Source organism: Algoriphagus resistens, assembly GCF_001442615.1.
Taxonomy (GTDB): Bacteria; Bacteroidota; Bacteroidia; order Cytophagales; family Cyclobacteriaceae; genus Algoriphagus; species Algoriphagus resistens.
This window is the reverse complement of record NZ_LMXN01000003.1, coordinates 321,189-342,005: the sequence shown is the minus strand read 5'-3', so window position 1 is coordinate 342,005 and position 20,817 is coordinate 321,189. Positions and strand designations below refer to the sequence as shown.

17 protein-coding genes are annotated in these 20,817 nt (G+C 41.4%); 8 read left to right on the top strand and 9 right to left on the bottom strand.

What is annotated here, in order from left to right:
* Positions 1-22 precede the first annotated feature (22 nt).
* The 4 genes from AS141_RS07745 to AS141_RS07730 all read right to left on the bottom strand — a co-directional run bounded on the left by AS141_RS07745 (position 23) and on the right by AS141_RS07730 (position 5,414).
* Entirely contained in the window at positions 23-835 is an 813-nt protein-coding gene (locus tag AS141_RS07745) for a LytR/AlgR family response regulator transcription factor (RefSeq protein WP_057937068.1), read from the bottom strand.
* 425 nt (positions 836-1,260) lie between these two features.
* Positions 1,261-1,569, bottom strand: a complete 309-nt coding sequence (locus AS141_RS07740) for a 3-hydroxyacyl-ACP dehydratase FabZ family protein (protein ID WP_232424845.1) — start codon at positions 1,567-1,569, stop codon at positions 1,261-1,263.
* A gap of 57 nt (positions 1,570-1,626) precedes the next feature.
* The gene (locus tag AS141_RS07735; RefSeq protein WP_087149396.1) at positions 1,627-2,724 is read right to left on the bottom strand and encodes an amidohydrolase family protein; all 1,098 of its coding nucleotides are present in this window, start codon (positions 2,722-2,724) and stop codon (positions 1,627-1,629) included.
* Between the two features lie 134 nt (positions 2,725-2,858).
* Positions 2,859-5,414: a M14 family zinc carboxypeptidase gene (locus AS141_RS07730; RefSeq protein ID WP_057937066.1), complete on the bottom strand. Its 2,556-nt coding sequence runs from the start codon at positions 5,412-5,414 to the stop codon at positions 2,859-2,861.
* Between the two features lie 358 nt (positions 5,415-5,772).
* Here AS141_RS07730 and AS141_RS07725 point away from each other — a divergent pair, with 358 nt between their 5' ends.
* From AS141_RS07725 to AS141_RS07715, 4 genes are all read left to right on the top strand, one after another.
* Entirely contained in the window at positions 5,773-6,006 is a 234-nt protein-coding gene (locus AS141_RS07725; protein WP_232424844.1) for a PLDc N-terminal domain-containing protein, read from the top strand.
* A gap of 1 nt (position 6,007) precedes the next feature.
* Positions 6,008-6,181 carry a PLDc N-terminal domain-containing protein gene (locus AS141_RS25940; protein ID WP_082632221.1) on the top strand — a complete coding sequence of 58 codons (174 nt, stop codon included), beginning with the start codon at positions 6,008-6,010 and terminating at the stop codon, positions 6,179-6,181.
* 65 nt (positions 6,182-6,246) lie between these two features.
* Positions 6,247-6,528 carry a hypothetical protein gene (locus AS141_RS07720; protein WP_057937065.1) on the top strand — a complete coding sequence of 94 codons (282 nt, stop codon included), beginning with the start codon at positions 6,247-6,249 and terminating at the stop codon, positions 6,526-6,528.
* Positions 6,529-6,534: 6 nt separating this feature from the next.
* A complete protein-coding gene (locus AS141_RS07715; protein WP_057937064.1) occupies positions 6,535-8,565 on the top strand; it encodes a MutS-related protein in 2,031 nt (676 codons plus the stop codon).
* Positions 8,566-8,579: 14 nt separating this feature from the next.
* Here AS141_RS07715 and AS141_RS07710 read toward each other — a convergent pair whose 3' ends face one another.
* Positions 8,580-9,470 (bottom strand): TIGR01777 family oxidoreductase, encoded by an 891-nt coding sequence (locus AS141_RS07710; protein WP_057937063.1) that lies wholly within the window; start codon positions 9,468-9,470, stop codon positions 8,580-8,582.
* Between the two features lie 135 nt (positions 9,471-9,605).
* On the opposite strand from AS141_RS07710, the gene AS141_RS07705 reads away from it, so the two are divergent.
* From AS141_RS07705 to AS141_RS07695, 3 genes are all read left to right on the top strand, one after another.
* Positions 9,606-10,871, top strand: a complete 1,266-nt coding sequence (locus AS141_RS07705) for a voltage-gated chloride channel family protein (protein WP_057937062.1) — start codon at positions 9,606-9,608, stop codon at positions 10,869-10,871.
* Between the two features lie 27 nt (positions 10,872-10,898).
* Positions 10,899-12,713 (top strand): TrkH family potassium uptake protein, encoded by a 1,815-nt coding sequence (locus AS141_RS07700; RefSeq protein WP_057937061.1) that lies wholly within the window; start codon positions 10,899-10,901, stop codon positions 12,711-12,713.
* A gap of 193 nt (positions 12,714-12,906) precedes the next feature.
* Complete coding sequence (locus tag AS141_RS07695) at positions 12,907-13,596, top strand: potassium channel family protein (protein WP_057937060.1); 690 nt, start codon at positions 12,907-12,909, stop codon at positions 13,594-13,596.
* On the opposite strand, the gene AS141_RS07690 is transcribed toward AS141_RS07695, so the two are convergent.
* Genes AS141_RS07690 through AS141_RS07675 form a run of 4 tightly spaced genes read right to left on the bottom strand, consistent with a single transcriptional unit; the run spans position 13,593 to position 18,720 of the window.
* Positions 13,593-14,402, bottom strand: a complete 810-nt coding sequence (locus tag AS141_RS07690) for an ion transporter (protein ID WP_057937059.1) — start codon at positions 14,400-14,402, stop codon at positions 13,593-13,595. The two genes, AS141_RS07695 and AS141_RS07690, sit on opposite strands and share 4 nt — an antisense overlap.
* A 36-nt stretch (positions 14,403-14,438) precedes the next feature.
* Entirely contained in the window at positions 14,439-16,901 is a 2,463-nt protein-coding gene (locus AS141_RS07685; protein ID WP_057937058.1) for a bifunctional UDP-N-acetylmuramoyl-tripeptide:D-alanyl-D-alanine ligase/alanine racemase, read from the bottom strand.
* Positions 16,885-17,967 carry a lysylphosphatidylglycerol synthase transmembrane domain-containing protein gene (locus tag AS141_RS07680; protein ID WP_057937057.1) on the bottom strand — a complete coding sequence of 361 codons (1,083 nt, stop codon included), beginning with the start codon at positions 17,965-17,967 and terminating at the stop codon, positions 16,885-16,887. Before AS141_RS07680 ends, AS141_RS07685 begins: the two co-directional genes overlap by 17 nt.
* A 3-nt stretch (positions 17,968-17,970) precedes the next feature.
* Positions 17,971-18,720: a segregation and condensation protein A gene (locus AS141_RS07675; RefSeq protein ID WP_057937056.1), complete on the bottom strand. Its 750-nt coding sequence runs from the start codon at positions 18,718-18,720 to the stop codon at positions 17,971-17,973.
* A gap of 178 nt (positions 18,721-18,898) precedes the next feature.
* Here AS141_RS07675 and dxs point away from each other — a divergent pair, with 178 nt between their 5' ends.
* Positions 18,899-20,815: a 1-deoxy-D-xylulose-5-phosphate synthase gene (gene dxs / locus AS141_RS07670; protein ID WP_057937055.1), complete on the top strand. Its 1,917-nt coding sequence runs from the start codon at positions 18,899-18,901 to the stop codon at positions 20,813-20,815.
* Positions 20,816-20,817 lie beyond the last annotated feature (2 nt).

Genomic DNA, 20,817 nt, shown 5'->3' with positions numbered 1-20,817 from the left:
GCCAAGCTGTGTATTTTTCTACTCAAGAGGATGAGCGTCTGGCAAATTTACTTTTGAAGTTTTCAACATAGTTTCTACTCAGACGCAAATCCTTCTGATTGGAAAGCCTCACATCGTAATCTCCGTTTAGCCGAGAAGTGTAGGATACAATCCTGTGAAGATTGACAATCGTAGACTTATGGATGCGGACGAAGGTGTCTGGATCCAATTTTTCGAGAATGGCCTTGAGCGTATCGGCGTGTAGCTCCTTTTTCTCCGCAGTATGGATTGCGATATAAGGGGAAGCGGCGGTGATATAAAAAATATCACTTGTTCTGATTGAAGTTATTTTCCTTCCTGAACCAATAATAACCTGATCGATGGGATACGGTACCTGATCTTTCGATTTTCGTTTTTTAATCAGTACCAGAGAAACTATCGAATAGATCAGCAGGTACTTATAAAAATCCTGAGAAATAGTATAACCCAGATTCTCCCCAAATGTAAATGTGTGTGCATAGAAAACCGCGGAAATCAGATGTACCAATGCAGCAAAAACTAGAATGTGGAAAATCGAAGCTGCCAAAACAAACATGAGTCTTTTCACCAACAACTCCCGAGTCTTTGCAAGTGCAGAAATTTTAGTAAAAACAACATTAAAAATTAGAGCTACCGGCAAGATCAAAATCCAGAAGATATTGAAAAGGAAAGATTCCGAAGCATAAAATGAATAATTGTTGTACCGTGAATGCAGGTAATCCTGGAAGATCGTCACCAGCAATACCAGCACAAGAATGGCTATGTATTTTAGGGTTGCTTTGATTCTTAGCTTTTTCTGTTGAAAAATGGGGGTCATGCAATCAGCAGTTTGCGTTGCTTTAAGTTACATAATTAAAAATTGGGGAGCTTTATTACATCTCTCACGTACTTTTATATTTGTACCATAAACCCCCTTCATCGCTTTAATGTGGATGGGATGTAAATCTCAAAGATTCTGACCTTGTGAAAGGATATGTTGACGGATAGTTCAGAAAAGCTACCGTTTCTTTGCAAAGAGAAAATGATAGGTAAAGATTTTGCAATTTTCATTTCCTATCAGGCGGAGTATGTAAAGCTGCTTGACATGTTATGAAGAAACTATGTACGAATCAACCTCCCCCTATTCATAAGTCTAGGAATTTAATTTGGCACAGATCCAAGAAGCCTCTGCAACAGGTTCGTTAATTACATAAGCGACCCCTTCTTGTTTAATTAATCGGTCACTAACCCGAATATTTTTTATTATGTATTTGACTTCAGTCTCGTAAGTGACTCCTTTAAAAACCTAACTTTATCCATACTGACAAGCCCAAAAAAACCATTTGCAAGTCCTAGTTTTTTAATACCAGCACCTCCACATTGAGCCATTGATTCAATCAAAATCATTCCGGGAATATAGCCGAAACCCGGAAAACTGCCACCTAGCATTTCATCCTTGGTTTTGCTAAATGTCTTCGTTCCGACAATTTCGTCGACCGAAACGCTAAGAATTTCACCTACAAACAAAAAGGGATATCGGTGAGGAATTAATGTTTCGATGTAATTATCCATAATTAAGAATATTCCATGGCGGAAGTGAATATAATCATATCCGTGCAATGTTTTGTCTTAATCTGGGAAGATGCTTCTATCCATTCCCGGCACAATCCGCAACGCATTTTTATAATACAACTTTTTCAAAACCTCATCCGAAAGACCCAGTCCGTACATCGCCCAAAATGCATGATACTTTTTGTAGTACGGAAAATACTCGTCCTCTGTCTCCAACACGCGGAAATAGGTGTAATACTCTTCCTTATTATAAGCATCTTTTCCAAATAGTAGCCTGTCCTGATACTTTTCAAAAAATTCTTTGGCACGTCTCGGCTGCCGTCCAAATTCTGCGATTACGGCTCCAATTCCAAAATTGACATTGGGATATTTCTCCAAATGCTCACTTGCAGCATCCAGATCATTTGCCATCCAACCCATGTGCGCATTGATAAATGTTGTCCCGGGATGCTTAGCAAAAACATCGTGTTGTTCTGCCATAATCTGCTCAAAAGGTGCAGGATTATCAGCTCCCCTTTGGCGATTGGGATGGGTCTTGAGTTCAAGCCAGCGTTCATTATTCGCATCCATGGGCTGCCAGAATTGGGCAGGATCTGCTGAATGTATGATCACAGGAATTCCCAATTCACCGGCTTTGGCCCAAACTGCATCCAAGTCTGGATGATTGACCGGAACCCGGTTTCCATCTATGTCATTCACATTCAGGCCAAGGCTTTTATAGATTTTTAGTCCACTAGCTCCAGCGGCTACATCTTCTTCAAGTTCCTTTAAGGCAATTCTGGTCCAATTTTCATCTCCAAATCCCGCAAAATTCAGATTGGTAAACACCATAAATCTCCCTGGGGCGTAGGTATTGAATTCCTTCAGCATGGATTTGATATATTCTTGCTGTGAATTGCTATCTCCACGGCCAAACCCTCTTCCACTCAGATTCACCAAAACGCCCATGTTCAATTCATCCATTTCTGAGACCAGTTCCCCGATGCGTTTCTCATTGATGCCGCCCTGATGTGAGTGAATGTCTACGAATGGAAACTTTGCCTTGATCACATGATGCTCAGCTACTTTCATTGTAGAGGGTGGATTGTATTCCTCAAAACCCATTTCCTGGGAGAAAGAAGGGGAACATAAGAGTGAAAAAGCTGAAAAAATCATGACTCTTGTAGAAATAGGCATAGACTGTTTTTTAAGAATTGATAGACCTGATTACGCAAAATGATTCCTAGTTGTTCGAATGATTCAAAACAGAAAATCCCGGACCTAAACCCGGGATTTAAAATGATTGTAATTCACTTAGTCGTACCACTTTGGATGACCTGGCCAAAGAAGATCGCGTTCATGTAAAGTTTGTTCGTCCCAAACCAGAATGCTCTAAAATTCATATTATCTGCAAAAGCGACGATACGTCCTCTCCCAATGCCGGAAACCTGGATCACAGAGCCATTCTGGATTCCCGGAAGATTGGAAGGATGAAGGTACCCTGAAGCCAATGGCTTATCAGTGTAAACCAGTGGATTTGCATACGGATTTTCTGAAGGTTCCAAAAATAAATTGTCATTTCTGAATGTATGGATAGCTGAACTGAGATAACCATAACCAATTGGGTGTGTCAGGTCAAGTTTCGAATTGAAAATCGCCCCTCCCGTCACTTTTGCTCCTCTTGCATTGTCATAGTCTGCATAGCTTTTTTGCAATCCCGCTTCTGGAGCTCCTGCCTCCCTAAATTTAAAATCCCCAACTTCATTCTCTGCAAGGAATTGAAGTGCTCCTCCTTTGGCCAGTAGCGTTCCTCCACGAGCTACCCAAGACTTGAGTGTAGCTGCACCGGACTTTCCTAAATTGCTGTATCTGCCATCGGGCATTAGGATAACGTTGTATCTATCCAGCGTATTCCCCCCTAGCTTATCCATTGAAAGTAATGTGATCGGTATTTCAAAACGCTGATCCAGCAAATGCCAGATTTCACCTGCTTCATAACTATCCACTCCGCCTTCTACAAGCAAAGCAATTTCCGGTTTTTCCAGTGGTATCATATTGGGAGAGCCAATATTCATACCCCCGGTATATCCGGTAGTCAAGCTATGGATATCCACCGTGGATTTTTCTGCTACTTCAGATAACTTATTGAAAAATGCCTGATCATCCATTCCACTTTCACCTTTACCAATCAATAAGGTGCCTCTTCCAAAACTCCTACCGTCTTCAGTTGTAAACTCACCGGTAGCAACTCTTATCTGAAAGCCTTCATCCATCAATTTGTAGGCGGCTTTTGGAGCATAGTAGTCCGTCCATTCCATGGCATATTGGTACGCCCCCACATCGCCCAAAACCTTTCCAGGAGCTAAAGCAATAGAACTTTTTGAAACTTCATTTACACTTGCCAGATTCAGAATCTGACTGTTCAGCGCCATGTAGTCCAAGTTGAAAGCCATAGGATAAGTCCAGGCTGAGATATCATAAAATAAGCTATCCTTGAACGTATTTCTAGTTTCAAACATTGCCTTGATCAGTCTATACTGTGGTTGGCCTGCAGGAACGATGTACGAATTTTCTTTCTTAAACTCCTCGCCGTTTACAGTAATATCATCATTTAGATTAAAGACCTTGATGTCGTGTTGCAAGATCAAATCGGCCAAATGATAGCTTCTGGCATCGTCTCTGGGACTTCCAAAAATGTAAGCTTTGTTTGGATCTGAATCCGCCTCTTGCTGTATGTCATTGTAGAAATCCTTCATGAATTGATTCAACTCCTGACGCATATCTTTGGCAGCTTGAAAGGAGGAGAGATTTGCTGTGAACTGGTTTCTGATGGTAAATGGAAAACTCAACATACCGTTCACACTTTCCTGTAAGTGACCCCTCGAGCTTGCCTGCTCAAATAAAATTCCAATGGAGCCCTGCACGTCCGGATAAGTGGATCCTTTCCCATAATAATAATCGTCATAATTCTCCTGATTAAAATATAGTGACCCTATTTGATCCAATGCCTTTGCATGGTAGGTACCAATTTTCTCTGTCAGCTCAAAATTTTTCTCAGGTGTGAGGGGATGCATTCGTGCAGGTACTCCTGGCTGGAAAAAGAACGTGCTGTTTGTCCCCATCTCATGGAAGTCCAAGTGAATATTTGGTAGCCATTCCTGAAAAACCCGTACTCTGTTTCTTGACTCAGGATGCTGAACAGGCAACCAATCCCGATTTAAATCAAACCAGTAATGATTTGTTCTGCCTCTGGGCCACGCTTCACTGAATTCAACATTATTAGGATCGCCGTTCATATTATACGACTTATGCGTATTTACCCACGAAGCAAACCGGTTGAGTCCGTCAGGATTAATGGCAGGATCAAGTAGCAAAACCATGTTTTCCAAGTCCCCAGCTACTTCTTTGGCGGCAGCAAAATGGTAAGCGGCCAATAGAGCGGCGTTGGCTCCACTAGCTTCATTACCATGAACTGAATACCCCATAAACATCACTACAGGCATCTTCGCAATATCCACCGATGCATTGGCCTCTCTGAGTTTCTTCCTATCGTCTTTGATCTGATCGATCTTGCCGAGATTAGTCGGAGAAGAAATCGTCAGGAGAACCTGAGGTCTTTTCTCGTATGTTCGGCCTGTTTCTTCGAAAGTCACACGATCTGAAGCCTCCGCTACAGCCTTCATATACATCACAAGCTGATCATGACTTACATGCCATTCTCCCACATCATATCCTAAAACTTCCTTTGGGGTCGGGATCGATTCATCGTAAGTATATCCCTCAGGCAGATAATAGCGCAAATCTACCTGAGCATAACTCAAGAGCGCAAAAAAGGATAAAAGCAGCGAAAGAGAGCTTTTTTTCATAGAGAATGGTGGTTTAACTTTTGACTAAATTCTTACTTTTCTTACTTAAAAAAAGCTATTTTGGTTCAGTGGTTAAAATAATTGAAGAAAATAGATGGTTTTAATACCTTCCGGAGACGGGCAGATGTTTTGGCAAATTTCATTCCTCTTTAGCATCATATACTTATGTTTCTGGGCATATGCCCCTTTTTATGTCTTATACCCAGAATTTAGAGTTACTCAAAGTAAATTTTCGTGAAAACTTTGATTCTTTTTGTGCCAGTCATCGCACCCTTTCTTTGTTAGCTATGGCCAGAGGCATCAGTAAAGACAGCAGTAATTATAATTCGATATTCTCAAAAAATAAACGCTCTATCTAATGACACTTTCTTTTATTCAAAACATGGGAGGTGGCTCCATTGTAGTCTTTCTTCTGTTTGGCATTCTCTACACAATCCTTTGGATTTATTGCCTAGTGGACATCCTTCGTTCAGAATTCAAAGATCCGAATATGAAATTAATCTGGATAGTGATTCTTCTATTTGCGCAGGGGATAGGGCCGATTATCTACTTGATTTTAGGAAAAAGTACAAAAACCTCTTATTCATCTTAATATGTTTGGACTTGGAATTATAGGCCTGGCTATTTATGCCTTTACGATTTATGATGTGATCACCAGTGACTTCGCCAATCAAAATGACAAACTCATCTGGATCATTATAGTAGTGCTGGTTCCACTTGTAGGGGCCGTACTTTGGTTTTTGGTCGGTAGGGGAAAGAGAATTTGAGGTAGATCTTTGAAGCTAAAGCACTTAGAAGAACATATACCTTTTCATTACGTAAGCCATAGCACATGAGAAGCCTATTTTTATTCTATAAAGAGATTCATAGTTTTAATATCCCTTTTTCTCTCGCGGTGGCCTTACTTGCCTATGCAGAAGGGGGAAGTTTTGATACCTTTTTCTTTCTACCACTATTGACACTTGGCTACCTATTTTCTCTTTATCTTTTTGAAGTCAGGTATGCGGACCAATACTTTTTCTACTACAATTTGGGTTTTGGCAAAGTTAAGTTGATTGGATTTTGCTTCGGAATAAATCTCGCGATTGTACTGCTTTATTTGTTGATATTTTAGATCACTATGAAGGAGCATAGATTAGAAGCTGACAGTATCATCAAAGGTTTTGGCAACAGTAATTTGCTCACGGATATTTATCTGAAATGTACCACGGGCGAAGTTTTGGGAATTTTAGGCAGAAATGGTGCGGGCAAATCAACTCTCCTTCAAATCATCTTCGGTTCTTTACAGGCGGAAAATAAAAGCATCAGAATAGATGGAAAACACTATGAAACTCCGTATGCTTTAGGAGACAAAATAGCTTACCTCCCCCAGAAGGCTTTTTTACCGAAATCTTTAACTGTGAAATCTGCAATTTGTACATTCCTCTCGAATGAAATCAGCAGAAATAAAGTCTTCGCAAACACAAGAATTCAAGCGCTACTCAACAGTAAAATTTCTTCACTTTCAGTGGGTGAAAAACGATACTTTGAGGTGGTATTGATTCTCAATTTACCGACGCTTTTTGCAATGCTAGATGAGCCCTTTTCTCAAGTTGAGCCTGTTTACAGAATTGATATCAAGTCACTTATAGATGAGTACAAAAAGGACAAAGGAATAATTATCACTGACCATGATTATATAAATCTGATGGATATCAGTGACAGAACATTTCTCTTAACGGGAGGAGCATTAAAACCGATCCTAAAAATAAACCAGCTGATCGAGTACAATTATCTACCTCCAGAAAAGTCTCAAAAAGAGGTGGAAGTTGCTGAAGAAATTTTTTTCATAGATAAGCAAACTTCCCGTGATCTGGGCTTGTCAGTCAACTATGATGAAGATAGTCTTTTGTCACTTTTTGACAAGCCAGAGTCAAAAGGAGGTAAAGCCTTTTTGGAAAAATTGTTTTGCAATCCGGTCCGCAGCAGGACTACTTTACAAAACAGGCAAGATTCCATCCGGTTTTTCCAGGAAAACGATGCATTGTTGAAGCTCAACAAGAAGCAGTTGGATTTTATCAGTGTATATCTGGATTCTGGTACCTCCGTTCTCTCACCTTCATATTACCAGTCCCTTAGCATTTATCTGAAGAATCTGTACCGGACTTCAAACAATTTCTACATTCAACAAACCGGGATGAGTTATGTCTTTGCACTGCTAGGTGAAGCATTCCAATTATCTCAAAAAATCCAAGAGAAAAATCCTCCTTGGTACTTATCAGACCTCGCCTTTAGATTCCAGGAGGCTATCAATGGAACAGATATACGGAGCTTTGTTGCCGATTTCCGCCTAAAACCACATCAGCTTCGTTTTTCCCATCACGATTATATTCTTCGAAAGAAGGCTCGGGCAGAGCTTCAGTGGCTTCTTGATGTCTTTTATGAGTTTGATGCTTACAATGCGGTAGCAAAAACGGGTAAAAGATTAAATTTTTCCTTTGCCCAGTATGACCTCGGGCGTGAGTCATCCATTGAAATTGAAGGGCTTTTTCATCCAAAGCTTAAGAAAGCTGTAGGAAATGACTTTCGTATCTCGAGGGATGAAAATATGTGTTTTTTGACAGGTGCGAACATGTCTGGAAAATCTACTTTCCTGAAAGCTTTTGGAATTTCTATATATCTTGCCCACCTCGGATTTCCGGTGCCGGCAACTAAAATGAAAACGGATATTTTCACTGGGCTTTTTTCCACAATTAACTTATCGGACAATATAAATCTTGGCCATAGTCATTTTTACAGCGAGGTGCAACGCGTAAAAGAAGTTGCCAGAGAAATTAAAAACAATAAAAAACTGGTGGTGATTTTTGATGAATTATTTCGGGGCACCAACGTAAAAGATGCTGCAACAGCTTCATCAATGATTATTTCAGCTCTCTCCCAACAAAAGGGAAGCGTTTATGTCATCTCTTCCCATATCATGGAGATAGCCCCTGAGCTAGCGAAGCAACAAAACATTTTTTTTAAGTGCTTTGATGTGAAAGTCGTCAATGGAGAGGTAGTATATACTCATAAGTTAGTAGATGGGGTCTCGAAAGACAGCTTGGGGCTACATCTCGTCATAAAAGAAGAAATCTTAGAATTATTGCTCGGAAAAACTCCTTCTATGCTCTAGCTTCTCCCTTCAGATCATCTATGATAAATATGCTTTAGTGCAGGTATCAAATCAGGACATTCAAATTCAAACCCTGCCTTTTGTATTTTTTGGGAAGAAACCCGATTGCCTCCCAAGACCATGGCAGCCATTTCTCCCAAAATAATCCGCAGTAAAACCCCGGGCACTCCAATCCCCACGTATGGCTTTCCCTTAGCTTTGGCAGCAGCTTGCGTGAGTTGTTGATTGGTCGCCGGATTTGGACCTACCGCATTAAATACCCCTTGCAAAGTCGTCTTCTCCAATGCAAAAACAAACATTCTAGCCAGATCCTCAATTGTAATCCAACTCATCCATTGATCTCCTTTTCCGAGCGGGGCAGCAATGGGGGGCTTCATCATCTCAGCAATTGCGCCACCATTAGCGTCCAATACTATTCCTATCCGTAGCATCACGGTACGCAGATGCAGCTCTTCCATTTTCTTTACCTCATTTTCCCATGCCACCACTACTTGAGCCAAAAAATCATCGCCCGGCTCATGATTCTCATCCATCAAGGACGCACAGGTATCAAAACCATAATAACCCACAGCTGAGGCAGAGATAAAAGCATTTGGCTTTTTGACCGCACTTTCTACTGCTTTATAAAGCAAGCGGGTGCCCTGAACCCGGGAGTCCAAAATGAGTTTCTTGCGCTCATCTGTCCAGCGCTTATCCGCGACTCCGGCACCTGCAAGATGGATTATTGCATCTGCCCATTCGACCGCGTCAGGCGCTATGGTTTGCTTTTCTACATCCCAGAGAAAACTCTTTTGCCTCTGCGATGATCGGCTCAGCCAGGCCACTGAATATCCTTTCAGTTCGAGCAACTGGGTAATTTTCTGGCCAATAAGACCTGAACCTCCAGAAATAAGAATATTTTCCATAATTGGATGATTTGTATCTAGATAACCCAGAAACTTCCGAATAAGTTGGGCGACTCTAAATGATTTAGGTTTATACTTGTCTCATTAAATTCAATATCTATTCCTAATTTGGGCTAACTAATTGGAAAAACTAGTTTGAAAAGCGAATCTATTTTTAGGTATTTACTACTCTGGATCGTCCTAGGCCTTTTGGTTGGTTTACTTTCCGGAGCTGCCTCAGCCATATTTCTTCTTTCCCTCAATTGGGTCACTTCCTATCGACAGGCCAATCTGTGGATCATTGGTTTACTGCCTGTTGCTGGGTTTATTATTGGATGGACCTATTATCGTCTTGGTGAAAATTCGGTGAAGGGAAACAATCTCTTACTTGACGAGCTTTACAAAACCGAAAAGCCAATTCCCCTCAGAATGACTCCTCTGGTGCTTTTAGGAACTATTATGACTCATTTATTCGGAGGATCTGCAGGAAGGGAAGGTACAGCAGTGCAAATGGGAGGGTCACTTGCCGATCAGCTTACCAAGTATTTTCACCTTGATCCGGAGAACCGAAGAATCATTTTGATCGCAGGAGTTGCCGGGGGATTTGCCTCAGTGTTCGGGACGCCGTTGGCAGGAGCTATTTTTGCATTAGAGTGGATGCTTCATCGGAAAATACGTTGGAAATCCCTATTTCCTGCGTTTTGGACAGCTTTGGTAGCCAATTGGGTTTGTGCATCCCTTTTCAGTGTAGAACACACCCATTATTTGGTAGATGTTGTCCCACCACATTCGTTGATTAATTTACTTTGGACCCTTCCCGCTGGAATAGCCTTTGGATTGGCAGGGAGATTATTTGCCCAATCAACTCACTTTTTTTCTCATCAATTTTCCAACTATATCCTTTACCCTCCGCTTCGTCCGGTCATAGGCGGACTGTTGATTGCCGCATCTGTATTCATTTCGGACAATACTACCTACATTGGTTTAGGTATTCCCAGGATTGTAGAAGCTTTTCAGACGCCCCTTCCATGGTACGATTGGTTGGCAAAAACAGGTCTGACCAGTTTTACTTTAGGAGCTGGGTTCAAGGGGGGCGAAGTCACTCCTCTGTTCTTTACAGGGGCTACATTGGGCAATGCACTTTCGGCTTGGATCCCTCTTCCGTTGGCTCTTCTTGCTGGAATGGGTTTTGTAGGAGTCTTTTCGGGAGCTACCAATACGCCGATGGCATGTACTGTGATGGGAGTAGAGCTTTTTGGCTATGAAAGCGGAATATTCCTGGGAATTTCCTGTCTCATAGCCTACCTTTTCAGCGGCAAATCAAGTATCTATTCTTCTCAAAATCTTGATAAGAAATTCCATTTGTACCCTGCTGAAGGGCTTTTTACATTTTTTCGAGATAAGACTCATACAAATGATTGATATTTCTCCAATGTCCATTTCTCAAACATGAACTTTAAGCTTAAAATCTTTTCCAACCCTGATCGAAATATCATCTTTCTAAAAAAGACGGTGAAAATCCAGGAAAAAGTAGTTCAGGTCAGCAGTTTTTTGGCTTTTGGAATACTACTTTTTCACTTGGGCTATTCTATAGACCCCCAAAACCAGGTCGCTACTTCTTTACTCTTCAATATCTTTCTGATTCTTATCGGACTGGGTTACTTCTTAAAAGTATTGTTAGTAGAGAAATCCTTCATCCCGGCCCGGGTAATCCTCGAATTACTTCTTTCGGTAGTATTAATATGTGCTGCATTAATCCGTTGGAATGTGCTCGGAGACGAAATAACACAACTTATTTTAGAATTTACAGGCCATTATCATCTCATTAACGGCTTAGTAATCATTCTCTTTTTTATAGAACTCAGCAAGTTCAGCCTTACTATAAATGAGCTCAAACTGAGCCCCTCGTTAGTATTTATTCTTTCTTTTATCCTTCTGATTCTTGTAGGTGCGGGACTTCTAAGTCTCCCGGAAGCCAGTACTGAGGGTATTAGCTTCATAGATGCGTTGTTTACTTCTACTTCCGCAGTATGTGTGACAGGTCTGATAGTCTTGGATACTGCCAAGGATTTCACCTTTTTTGGTCAGGTAGTCATTATGATTTTATTCCAAATCGGTGGGCTTGGAATCATGGTTTTCACGAGTTTCTTCGGGTTCTTTTTTAAAGGCAGCTATTCTATAGAAAATAGGCTTTTCATCCGGGATTACATCAATGAAAATAATGTAAACGAGATCTATACCACCTTATTTAAGATCATCTCTTTCACGGTTTTAGTGGAAGGCGTCTCCGCTTTTATGATTTACCAGTTTACTGATGTTGCGCAATTTTCGGGTCGGGCGGACCACCTGTTCTTCTCTATTTTCCATGCTGTATCTGCTTTCTGCAACGCCGGTTTTTCTACATTAAGTAACGGACTGTACGAAGAAGGTTTCCGGGAAGCTTACAATATGCATTTAACTATTTCCATAGCTATTATACTGGGCGGGATCGGTTTTCCTGTCGTTTTAAACTACTATTCTTATCTGAAGCATGTAATCGTAGGAAATGTAAAACACATCCTGGGTATAGAAAAATACCGGCACAGCCCAAGGGTTTCCAGTGTCAACACACGATTGGTAATCTATACCACAGGAATTTTATTGGTCATAGGAATGGTCGTGTATGCTATCTCAGAACAAGAAGCTACGCTGAAAGCACTAAGTCCATATGGTAAATTTGCGACCACGATATTTGGCGCGGTGACACCAAGAACAGCAGGATTCAACACAGTGGATATGCGGGAACTGGCCGTTCCTACAATATTGATTTATCTTTTCCTGATGTGGATTGGTGCATCTCCCGGGTCTACTGGAGGCGGATTAAAAACCAGTACTTTTGCGGTGGCAATGCTCACTACATTCAGTATTGCTTCAGGAAAATCCAGAGTAGAAGTCTTTCGTAGACAACTCTCCAATGAAACCCTTAAAAAGGCTTTTGCAGTAATTTCTCTTTCTGTTTTAGTAATAGGGATTGGCGTATTTCTTCTCATGATCTTTAATCCCGAACTTGCATTGATGGATGTCGCTTTTGAAGTGTTCAGTGCTTTTTCCACTGTCGGACTCTCGCTGGGGATCACTTCACAATTAAGCACAGGCAGCAAATTAGTAGTAATGGCGATCATGCTCATAGGTAGAGTAGGGACGTTGACCATCCTAATAGCAATCGTCCGTAAAATCGGTGAGCAACGATATAAATATCCTGAAGAAACAGTCTTTATTACTTAATCATGCACATAAAATCGAGCTTGACTAAAGCGTCACACACTAGGATGATTATTCAGCCATGCGAGGTTCCTTGAGACCTATAAAAATCAAAATATAAACACATGAAATCGAGCATGCTACAGGCAACACACAGAGGAATAATTATAATGCATGAGAGATTCCATATGGCCCTTTAAAGACAAATTATAATCATATGAAATATATCATAGTAGGCATAGGCAATTTTGGAGGCTACCTGGCAAAACGCTTGACAAATCTTGGACACGAGGTAATCGGTATAGATTCCAGCGAAAGCAAGATAGAAATGATTAAGGATAGCATCACTCATTCAATCGTAATGGATGCAACAGATCAGGCTGCCGTGAAAAATCTGCCTCTTAAGGATACAGATGTGGTCATTATAGCTATAGGTGAAGATATAGGTGCTTCAATAATGAGTACAGCTATTTTCAAGCAACTGAATTCCAAGCGAATAATTGGCCGCGCAATTAATGACCTTCATGAAACGGTGATTCAAGCTATCGGGATTGATGAAATCATACATCCCGAAGAAGAGACCGCTGATAGACTTGCTAAAAGACTACAAATGAAGGGTGTGCTTGATTCATTGGAAATTTCTGATGAATACAATATCGTAGAGGTGAAAGTCCCAAAACGCTATTTGGACATGACGGTGGCAGAAGCCAACATTCGAAAAGAATTTTACTTAAATATTCTCACAGTCATCAAAATAGAACAAAAGAAAAATCTCCTTGGAATTAATTCACCACACAAAAATGTGATCGGTGTGGTCACTCCTGAGTATAAGTTCGAGTCAGAAGACATTTTATTGCTTTTCGGAAAAATCAAAAACATAAAGGAATTCTTGCAACTCGGAGATTAGTTTAGCTTTTCACCGCAGAATTTACAATACTCATCCCATTCATCCAGGCCAGAATGCCTACAGGCAGGACAGGTAACCTTATTTTTATTTTCCATCTTTCTTTTCTCCGAGGCCATCTCAGAAGATACTATTCCTGTGGGGACAGCAATAATAGCGTACCCAAGAAGCATGATTAGCGAGGCCACGAATTGACCTATTGTAGTCTGGGGTGTAATATCACCAAAACCCACGGTGGTCAAGGTCACGATAGCCCAATACATCCCCATAGGAATACTATCAAATCCGTGCTCAGGCCCTTCTATAATAAACATCAGCGTACCCATAATAAGCACAATCGTCAATACAAAACCAATGAATATCATGATCTTGTGGGAGCTTGCTTTTAATGATTTAGTTAAGTATTCCGCTTCTGCCACATACCTTCCCAATTTCAAAATCCGGATTACCCTTAGCAATCTCAAGGCTCTGACCACCGTGAGTAGCTGGGAATTCACAATTAGAATGCTCAGATAAGCCGGTAAAATAGCCAGCAGATCCACCATACCGAAGAAACTGAATATATATCCGCGTGGATTGCGGGAGAGCCATATTCTTAGGGAATATTCTACCGTGAACAAAATAGTGAACAGCCATTCAAACAATAGAAACACTTCTCCATATTGTCTGTGCAGGCTAGCCACAGAATCCAAAATTGCTACTAGAATACTGCCAAAGATCAGAAACAGCAACACGATATCGAATGTCTTGGAAGCCCAATCGTCTGACTCAAAAACTATATGGGCCAATCGCTCTTTAGTGATTTTCATAGAGGAATTTAGAGAAATTTAATAGCCAAACCCAAGCTAGTCCAAGTAATAAACCCGCTTTACACGAGCACTGATATTTGTTAGCAATTCATAAGGGATGGTTCCTATCTGATCAGCCAGTTCTTTCAGCGATATTTTTTCGCCATAAATAATTGCATCATCCCCAACCTTCACGTCCATCCCAGTGACATCAACCATACACATATCCATACAGACATTTCCAATTACTGCCGCCTTCCGGTCATTGATCAGCACGTAGCCTTTGCCATTGCTGAATCTCCGGTCATAGCCGTCTGCATAACCGATGGCAAGTGTTGCAATTTTACCACCTAAAGGCAAAACACCTTTCCGGGAATAGCCTATTGTCTCGCCTGGACCAAGTTCTTTGATCTGAGAGATAGTAGTTTTGAGTGTACTGATAGCCCGAAGAGCCAACTCGTGCCTGCCCGTCACTTCTACCCCATATAGGCCAATACCCAATCTTACCATATCAAATTGATATTCAGGAAAGGCCACTATTCCTGCTGAATTGAGCGCATGGATCAGGGGTTTGTACGAAAGGATGTCGAGCACTTCATTTTTCATTTCTTCAAAATCCGCCAATTGAGCCAAAGAGTACTTCCTGTGCACTTCTTCATCTGCGCCAACTAAGTGGGTATAAATGGATGCAACTTCCAAGTGTGGATTCAAACGTATCAGGCTCACCAGGGTGGATAATTGTTTCTTCTCAAAACCCAATCTGTGCATTCCGGTGTCCAAATCCAGATGTATTTTTATCTTCTTATTGTGTACACTGCACCAAGAAGCAAGGCTCTCGAAAAACTCCGGGCTGAAAACCACCGGCTCCAAATCAAACTCGCTGCAAAGTCCAAAGGATTCCTGCATCGTATTGAGTACCATAATTGGGAGCTTGATCCCCTGTTTGCGCAATGCAACTCCCTCGTCCGAAAAGGCAACTCCGAGATAATTTGCGCCCATCATTTGGATTTGATTGGCAATCTCTACCGCCCCTCCACCGTAGGCAAAAGCCTTCACCATCACCATTATTTTGGTCGTAGGTGAAATAAGCTTCTTGTAAAAATTATAATTGTGTGTAAGTGCATTTAGATTGATCTCTAGCGTAGTGCCATGAATTCTCTGTTGAAGCTGATTTACAACTTCTTCGAAGCCAAAAACCCGTGCACCCGTCACTAAGATCAGGTCATTATGAAACATCTCAGGATCAAGACTCTTCAAAAGCTCCTGAGTCGAGCTAAATCCTTTGAATGTTTCTTGAAATATTTTTCCCAAAAAGAAAATCTCCCGGCCTACACCATACAGTTGATCGAACTCATATTTCTTGATCAGCTCAGCAACTTCTCCATATATTTTCTCTGCGGAGCCTTGTTGAAGTAAATCTGATAAAATCAGGATTTTTCTACGCTTAGGCCGCTGCTGCTGCATAAAGTCAAGCGCCACTTTCAATCCCGCCAAGTCGTTATTGTAAGTATCATCTATCAGCAGGGAATCATTTATCCCTGGCTTCAGCGTCAATCGCATATCTACGGATTTCAGATGGGAAATCCCCTTCTGGATAGCTTCTGCACTTTGTCCTAACGTCATCGCCGCAACGATCACATGAGTGATGTTTTCCAGAGAAGCGGCATCTGTAAACGGCACCTGAAAAGTATGGGTGCTTAGATCCGGTTTCATTAAGATCAAGCGTGCTCCATTTGCCTTCACTTTTAACGATCTGGTAAATTCCGTTCCTGCTCTATCTGACCAGCCGACTAGTTTTTCTGCTGAAAACATGGCCTCTATTTGCTCAGAAACCTCTTGCTGGTCCCTACAATAAATCAGGTAAGATGAGTTCTCAAAAAGAGAAAGTTTCTCCTTGAGCTTCTCTTGCGGGTTTTCAAATCCCTGTTGATGTGCGGTTCCAAGATTCGTGAAGATTCCAAGATTCGGCTTGATCATTTCTTCCAGAATAGCCATTTCCCCTGCTCTGGAGATTCCTGCCTCCAAAATCGCTACTTGATGATAGGGCTCTATCCCAAAGATTGAAAGCGGAACACCAACTTGGGAATTATAACTTTTTGGGCTTTTGGCCACGGCATATTTCTGTCCCAAAATCTGCCCCAGCCATTCTTTGACAATCGTTTTTCCATTGCTTCCCGCAATGCTTACCACAGGCTTCGAAAATAACGCCCGCTGGTATTGGGCCAGTAGCTGTAATGCTCTCCGGGTATCGGCAACTTTGATAAAACACAGATCAGAAAAGCCTCGCCCATCAAAATCGTGATGAACCAAAAATGTGCTTATCCCCAATTCTGCCAACTGTGGAATAAAATCTTTCCCATCAGCTTTAGCTCCTTTCAGAGCAACAAACAGCGTTTTTTCAGGATGAAGTATCTGTCTAGAATCAATGGCTATTTGAGAAATCATCAAGTCCCCATATCCATTGAGAATATCTCCATGGGTGATTTGAGCGATTTGTTCTTGATTAATTTCCCGAAACATCCTCCCTTGAATTTATTGTCTTTTTCTTAAAAAACACCTGTTTTACCCACCGGGGCAAGAAAAATGCTCCTAAAATCAAATAGGGATAGTAGGAAAGTAACCTCCACAAAATACTTGTAGGCAACGTGTAGTCAGTTAAGAATTGTGCAAAAAACTCACCAAAGAAAAACTCTGCGGTGCCGCTGCTTCCCGGAGTAGGGGAGATCATCATCACGATCCACATGATCACCTGTCGGGCAAAAATGATGATATGATCGTTAAGATTCAGCGAAACAAAAGCCGAAATCAAGGCATTCAACATCAGATACCTTGAACTCCAAATAAATATAGTTGCCAGAATAATAGGTAACCAATAATTCCACTTCTTGCCCGCAAGTTCTTTGGAAGCTTCTATGATCTGGTTTCCATATTCCTGAGCATCGTGTTTCCATTTTCTGAGCCATTTGATTGAAAAAATCTTTATGAGTACCCATTTAAAAACCCTTGGTCTATAAAATAGGGCTAAAGCCATTACCAGACTATACGCGGCATAAAGTGAGTAAGAAATCCAGAAAATGGCCTCCATGCTATTTTGGAGTTGCATTTCTAACATTTTGCTTTGTGGAAAAATATTCCCCTGCGCAAAAAATAAAATAACCGGTGCTCCTATCACAAAAAACAGATTGTCCAGAATCGCAGTTACCATCACAAAAGCTATGGCTCTGCCAAGCTTAATCCCTTCTTTATTTAAGATAAAAATCGCTACCGCTGTACCTCCGACCACTGATGGTGTCACTGCAGAGGCAAACTCCCAAAGTATTATGACATAAATAGACCGTTGCCAAGTAAGAGCTTGGTCAGTAATCTTCCTGATCCTATACACATAGCCCAGATCCCTAAACAAGATGACAAGTATGGCTAAAAAAATCCATGGCAGGGAAGCATCAAAAACGCCTTTCATCGTATTTGCATTGACCGAAGGGTCAAAATAAAACATAGCAAACACTATACTAAAGCCTATAAGAACAGGAACCCAAATCTTATTCGGATTGAGGGTTTGGAAAATCTTTTTGTTATCCAATTTCATACGCTATGTAGCAACTATTGGCTCAGTCTTTTCCACCCAAAAGTTATTGAAACCATCACCTATGACGATTGTAACCAGGGAAAGTTGAAGTAATTCTAAAATTGCCAGAAAGGTATAAATCACAAAAATTTTATCGGGTTTGTAGCTGATAAATTCAGCAAATGGTACTTTTTTCTTGAAACTGATTTTCTCTAAGACAAAGTCTTTTTGTTGGGCGATAGTATATGGATACTGAATTACGGTATGTTTTGTTTCATCCACCCGTGCGGCCATTTTGGCCATGGTCCGCTGGAAGACTTTCAGCAATTTATATAAATCCATATCCTGCATTTCTGCATCTACATCATCCACCTTGTTCAGCATCTTCAATTCTTCTGCTATATTTCCCCGCTTTTGCTTGGACAGCTCTTGCTCTTCCATGGAGCCTAGCACTTCGATGACTGACTTGTACTTTTTGTATTCCAATAAATTCCTTATCAGTTCCTCGCGGGGGTCTATTTCTTCCCCATCTTCATTCAACTCTGGTCTTGGCAAAAGCATCCGTGATTTGATCTTCATGAGCGTAGCCGCAAAGAGGATAAAATCACTGGCTACTTCCATTTCCATTTGCTCCATCTGATGGACATAATCCAGAAAGTCATTGGTAATCTTGGAAATAGGAATATCATAAATATCCAGTTCATCACGCTCGATGAAGAAGAGCATCAGATCAAAAGGACCTTCGAAGAGTGGTAATTTGATTTCGAAACTCAAAGGATATTTAAATTATTGGTTAATTTTGCCACCTTGTAGCCAAAGATATTCAATTAAGCTAAATTAATTGGAAACGGCAGGAGAAAGAGGCAATCGCCTTTTGTCCAAATTTACTTGATTGGAAAAACAAAGAAGCATAATTGTTGTTATTCTAATTTGACCATATTACCGCTGAAAAATGCTGATTGAACCAGGAAAATTATTAGCCCAAATAAATAACCCCGCAGACCTTAAGAAGTTTCCAAAGGACAAACTGGTTCAGATCTGTGATGAACTCCGGCAATTTATCATTGATAATGTATCGGTATATGGTGGCCATTTCAGTGCTAGCCTTGGAGTAGTCGAACTTACTGTTGCCCTTCATTATGCCCTCAATACTCCAGAAGATCAGCTGGTCTGGGATGTAGGACATCAGGCTTACGGGCACAAAATACTTACCGGAAGAAGATTGCGTTTTCATACCAACCGCGTGTATGGAGGGCTTTCTGGATTTCCAAAAAGAAAGGAAAGTGAATACGATACGTTCGGGGTTGGGCACTCTAGCACATCGATTTCTGCAGCTTTGGGAATGGCAGTAGCTTCGCAATACAAAGGTCTTACCCAAAAACAGCATGTTGCCGTGATCGGTGATGGCTCCATGACAGGCGGGATGGCTTTCGAAGCTATGAATCATGCCGGGGTTAGTGACACTAACTTATTGATTATTCTGAATGATAACTGCATGGCTATCGATCCAAACGTCGGTGCACTTAAAGATTATCTCACAGATATTACCACTTCAAAAACCTACAATAAGGCAAAGGATGAGGTATGGAAAATTTTAGGGAAGCTGAGCAAATTTGGAACTAGCGCGCAGGATGTGATTTCTAAAGTGGAAGGGGGAATTAAATCTGCCCTCTTAAATCAAAGCAATCTTTTCGAATCATTAAATCTCCGGTACTTCGGCCCCGTAGACGGGCACGATGTCAATCATTTGGCAGAAGTATTGAAAGATCTAAAAGATATTCCGGGCCCCAAAATCCTCCATTGTATCACAATGAAAGGAAAAGGATATGCCCCCGCAGAAAAAGGTAATCAAACTACCTGGCACGCGCCGGGAACATTTGATAAAGTGACTGGTGAAATATATAAAACCACTCCAAGCACTCCACAGGCTCCCAAGTATCAGGATGTCTTTGGGCATACCTTGGTGGAATTGGCTGAGCTGGATGATAGGATCATGGGGGTGACTCCTGCCATGCCCTCCGGTTCTTCTCTCAATATTATGATGAAAGCCATGCCACATCGGGCGTTTGATGTGGGAATCGCCGAGCAACATGCGGTGACATTCTCAGCCGGACTGGCAACTCAGGGACTCATTCCTTTCTGTAATATTTATTCTACTTTCATGCAGCGCGCTTATGATCAGGTGCTGCACGATGTATGTCTCCAAAATCTTCCCGTGGTGTTTTGCTTAGACAGAGCAGGATTTGCAGGAGCTGATGGCCCTACACACCACGGTGCTTATGATATTGCCTTTTTTAGGTGTATTCCAAATCTGGTCGTCTCGGCACCTATGAATGAGGAAGAACTTCGAAATATGATGTACTCAGCATCTATCCACAATGGCCCATATTCTATTAGATATCCAAGAGGAAAAGGCGTGATGCCAGAGTGGAAGACTCCATTTGAGCAAATCCCGCTAGGTCAAGGCCGTATTGTTAAAGAAGGCAAAGAGATCGCTATTCTGACTATTGGACACATTGGAAACTATGCGGTGGAAGCCTGCGAAACCCTTGAAAAAGAGGGTTTGGATCCAGCACATTACGATATGCGGTTCGTAAAACCACTTGATGGGGAACTGCTTCACGAAATATTTGGCAAATTCAAAAAAGTGATCACCATAGAAGATGGCTGCTTGATGGGCGGTTTTGGTTCAGCTGTGATCGAATGGATGATGGACCATGGATATCAGGCTCAAGTGAAGCGTCTGGGGATTCCCGATGACATAATTGAGCATGGTGAGCAACATGAGCTACATCGTGAATGTGGCTTTGATCCTGAAGGAATCGCCACCGCAGTGAGAAGCATGGCTTCAGTCACAAAAACGAGTTAAGT

Coding starts and splice junctions, on each gene's coding strand:
- AS141_RS07745 (WP_057937068.1), bottom strand. CDS start 835: ATGACCCCCATTTTTCAACAGAAAAAGCTAAGAATCAAAGCAACCCTA.
- AS141_RS07740 (WP_232424845.1), bottom strand. CDS start 1,569: ATGGATAATTACATCGAAACATTAATTCCTCACCGATATCCCTTTTTG.
- AS141_RS07735 (WP_087149396.1), bottom strand. CDS start 2,724: ATGATTTTTTCAGCTTTTTCACTCTTATGTTCCCCTTCTTTCTCCCAG.
- AS141_RS07730 (WP_057937066.1), bottom strand. CDS start 5,414: ATGAAAAAAAGCTCTCTTTCGCTGCTTTTATCCTTTTTTGCGCTCTTG.
- AS141_RS07725 (WP_232424844.1), top strand. CDS start 5,773: ATGACACTTTCTTTTATTCAAAACATGGGAGGTGGCTCCATTGTAGTC.
- AS141_RS25940 (WP_082632221.1), top strand. CDS start 6,008: ATGTTTGGACTTGGAATTATAGGCCTGGCTATTTATGCCTTTACGATT.
- AS141_RS07720 (WP_057937065.1), top strand. CDS start 6,247: ATGAGAAGCCTATTTTTATTCTATAAAGAGATTCATAGTTTTAATATC.
- AS141_RS07715 (WP_057937064.1), top strand. CDS start 6,535: ATGAAGGAGCATAGATTAGAAGCTGACAGTATCATCAAAGGTTTTGGC.
- AS141_RS07710 (WP_057937063.1), bottom strand. CDS start 9,470: ATGGAAAATATTCTTATTTCTGGAGGTTCAGGTCTTATTGGCCAGAAA.
- AS141_RS07700 (WP_057937061.1), top strand. CDS start 10,899: ATGAACTTTAAGCTTAAAATCTTTTCCAACCCTGATCGAAATATCATC.
- AS141_RS07695 (WP_057937060.1), top strand. CDS start 12,907: ATGAAATATATCATAGTAGGCATAGGCAATTTTGGAGGCTACCTGGCA.
- AS141_RS07690 (WP_057937059.1), bottom strand. CDS start 14,402: ATGAAAATCACTAAAGAGCGATTGGCCCATATAGTTTTTGAGTCAGAC.
- AS141_RS07685 (WP_057937058.1), bottom strand. CDS start 16,901: ATGTTTCGGGAAATTAATCAAGAACAAATCGCTCAAATCACCCATGGA.
- AS141_RS07680 (WP_057937057.1), bottom strand. CDS start 17,967: ATGAAATTGGATAACAAAAAGATTTTCCAAACCCTCAATCCGAATAAG.
- dxs (WP_057937055.1), top strand. CDS start 18,899: ATGCTGATTGAACCAGGAAAATTATTAGCCCAAATAAATAACCCCGCA.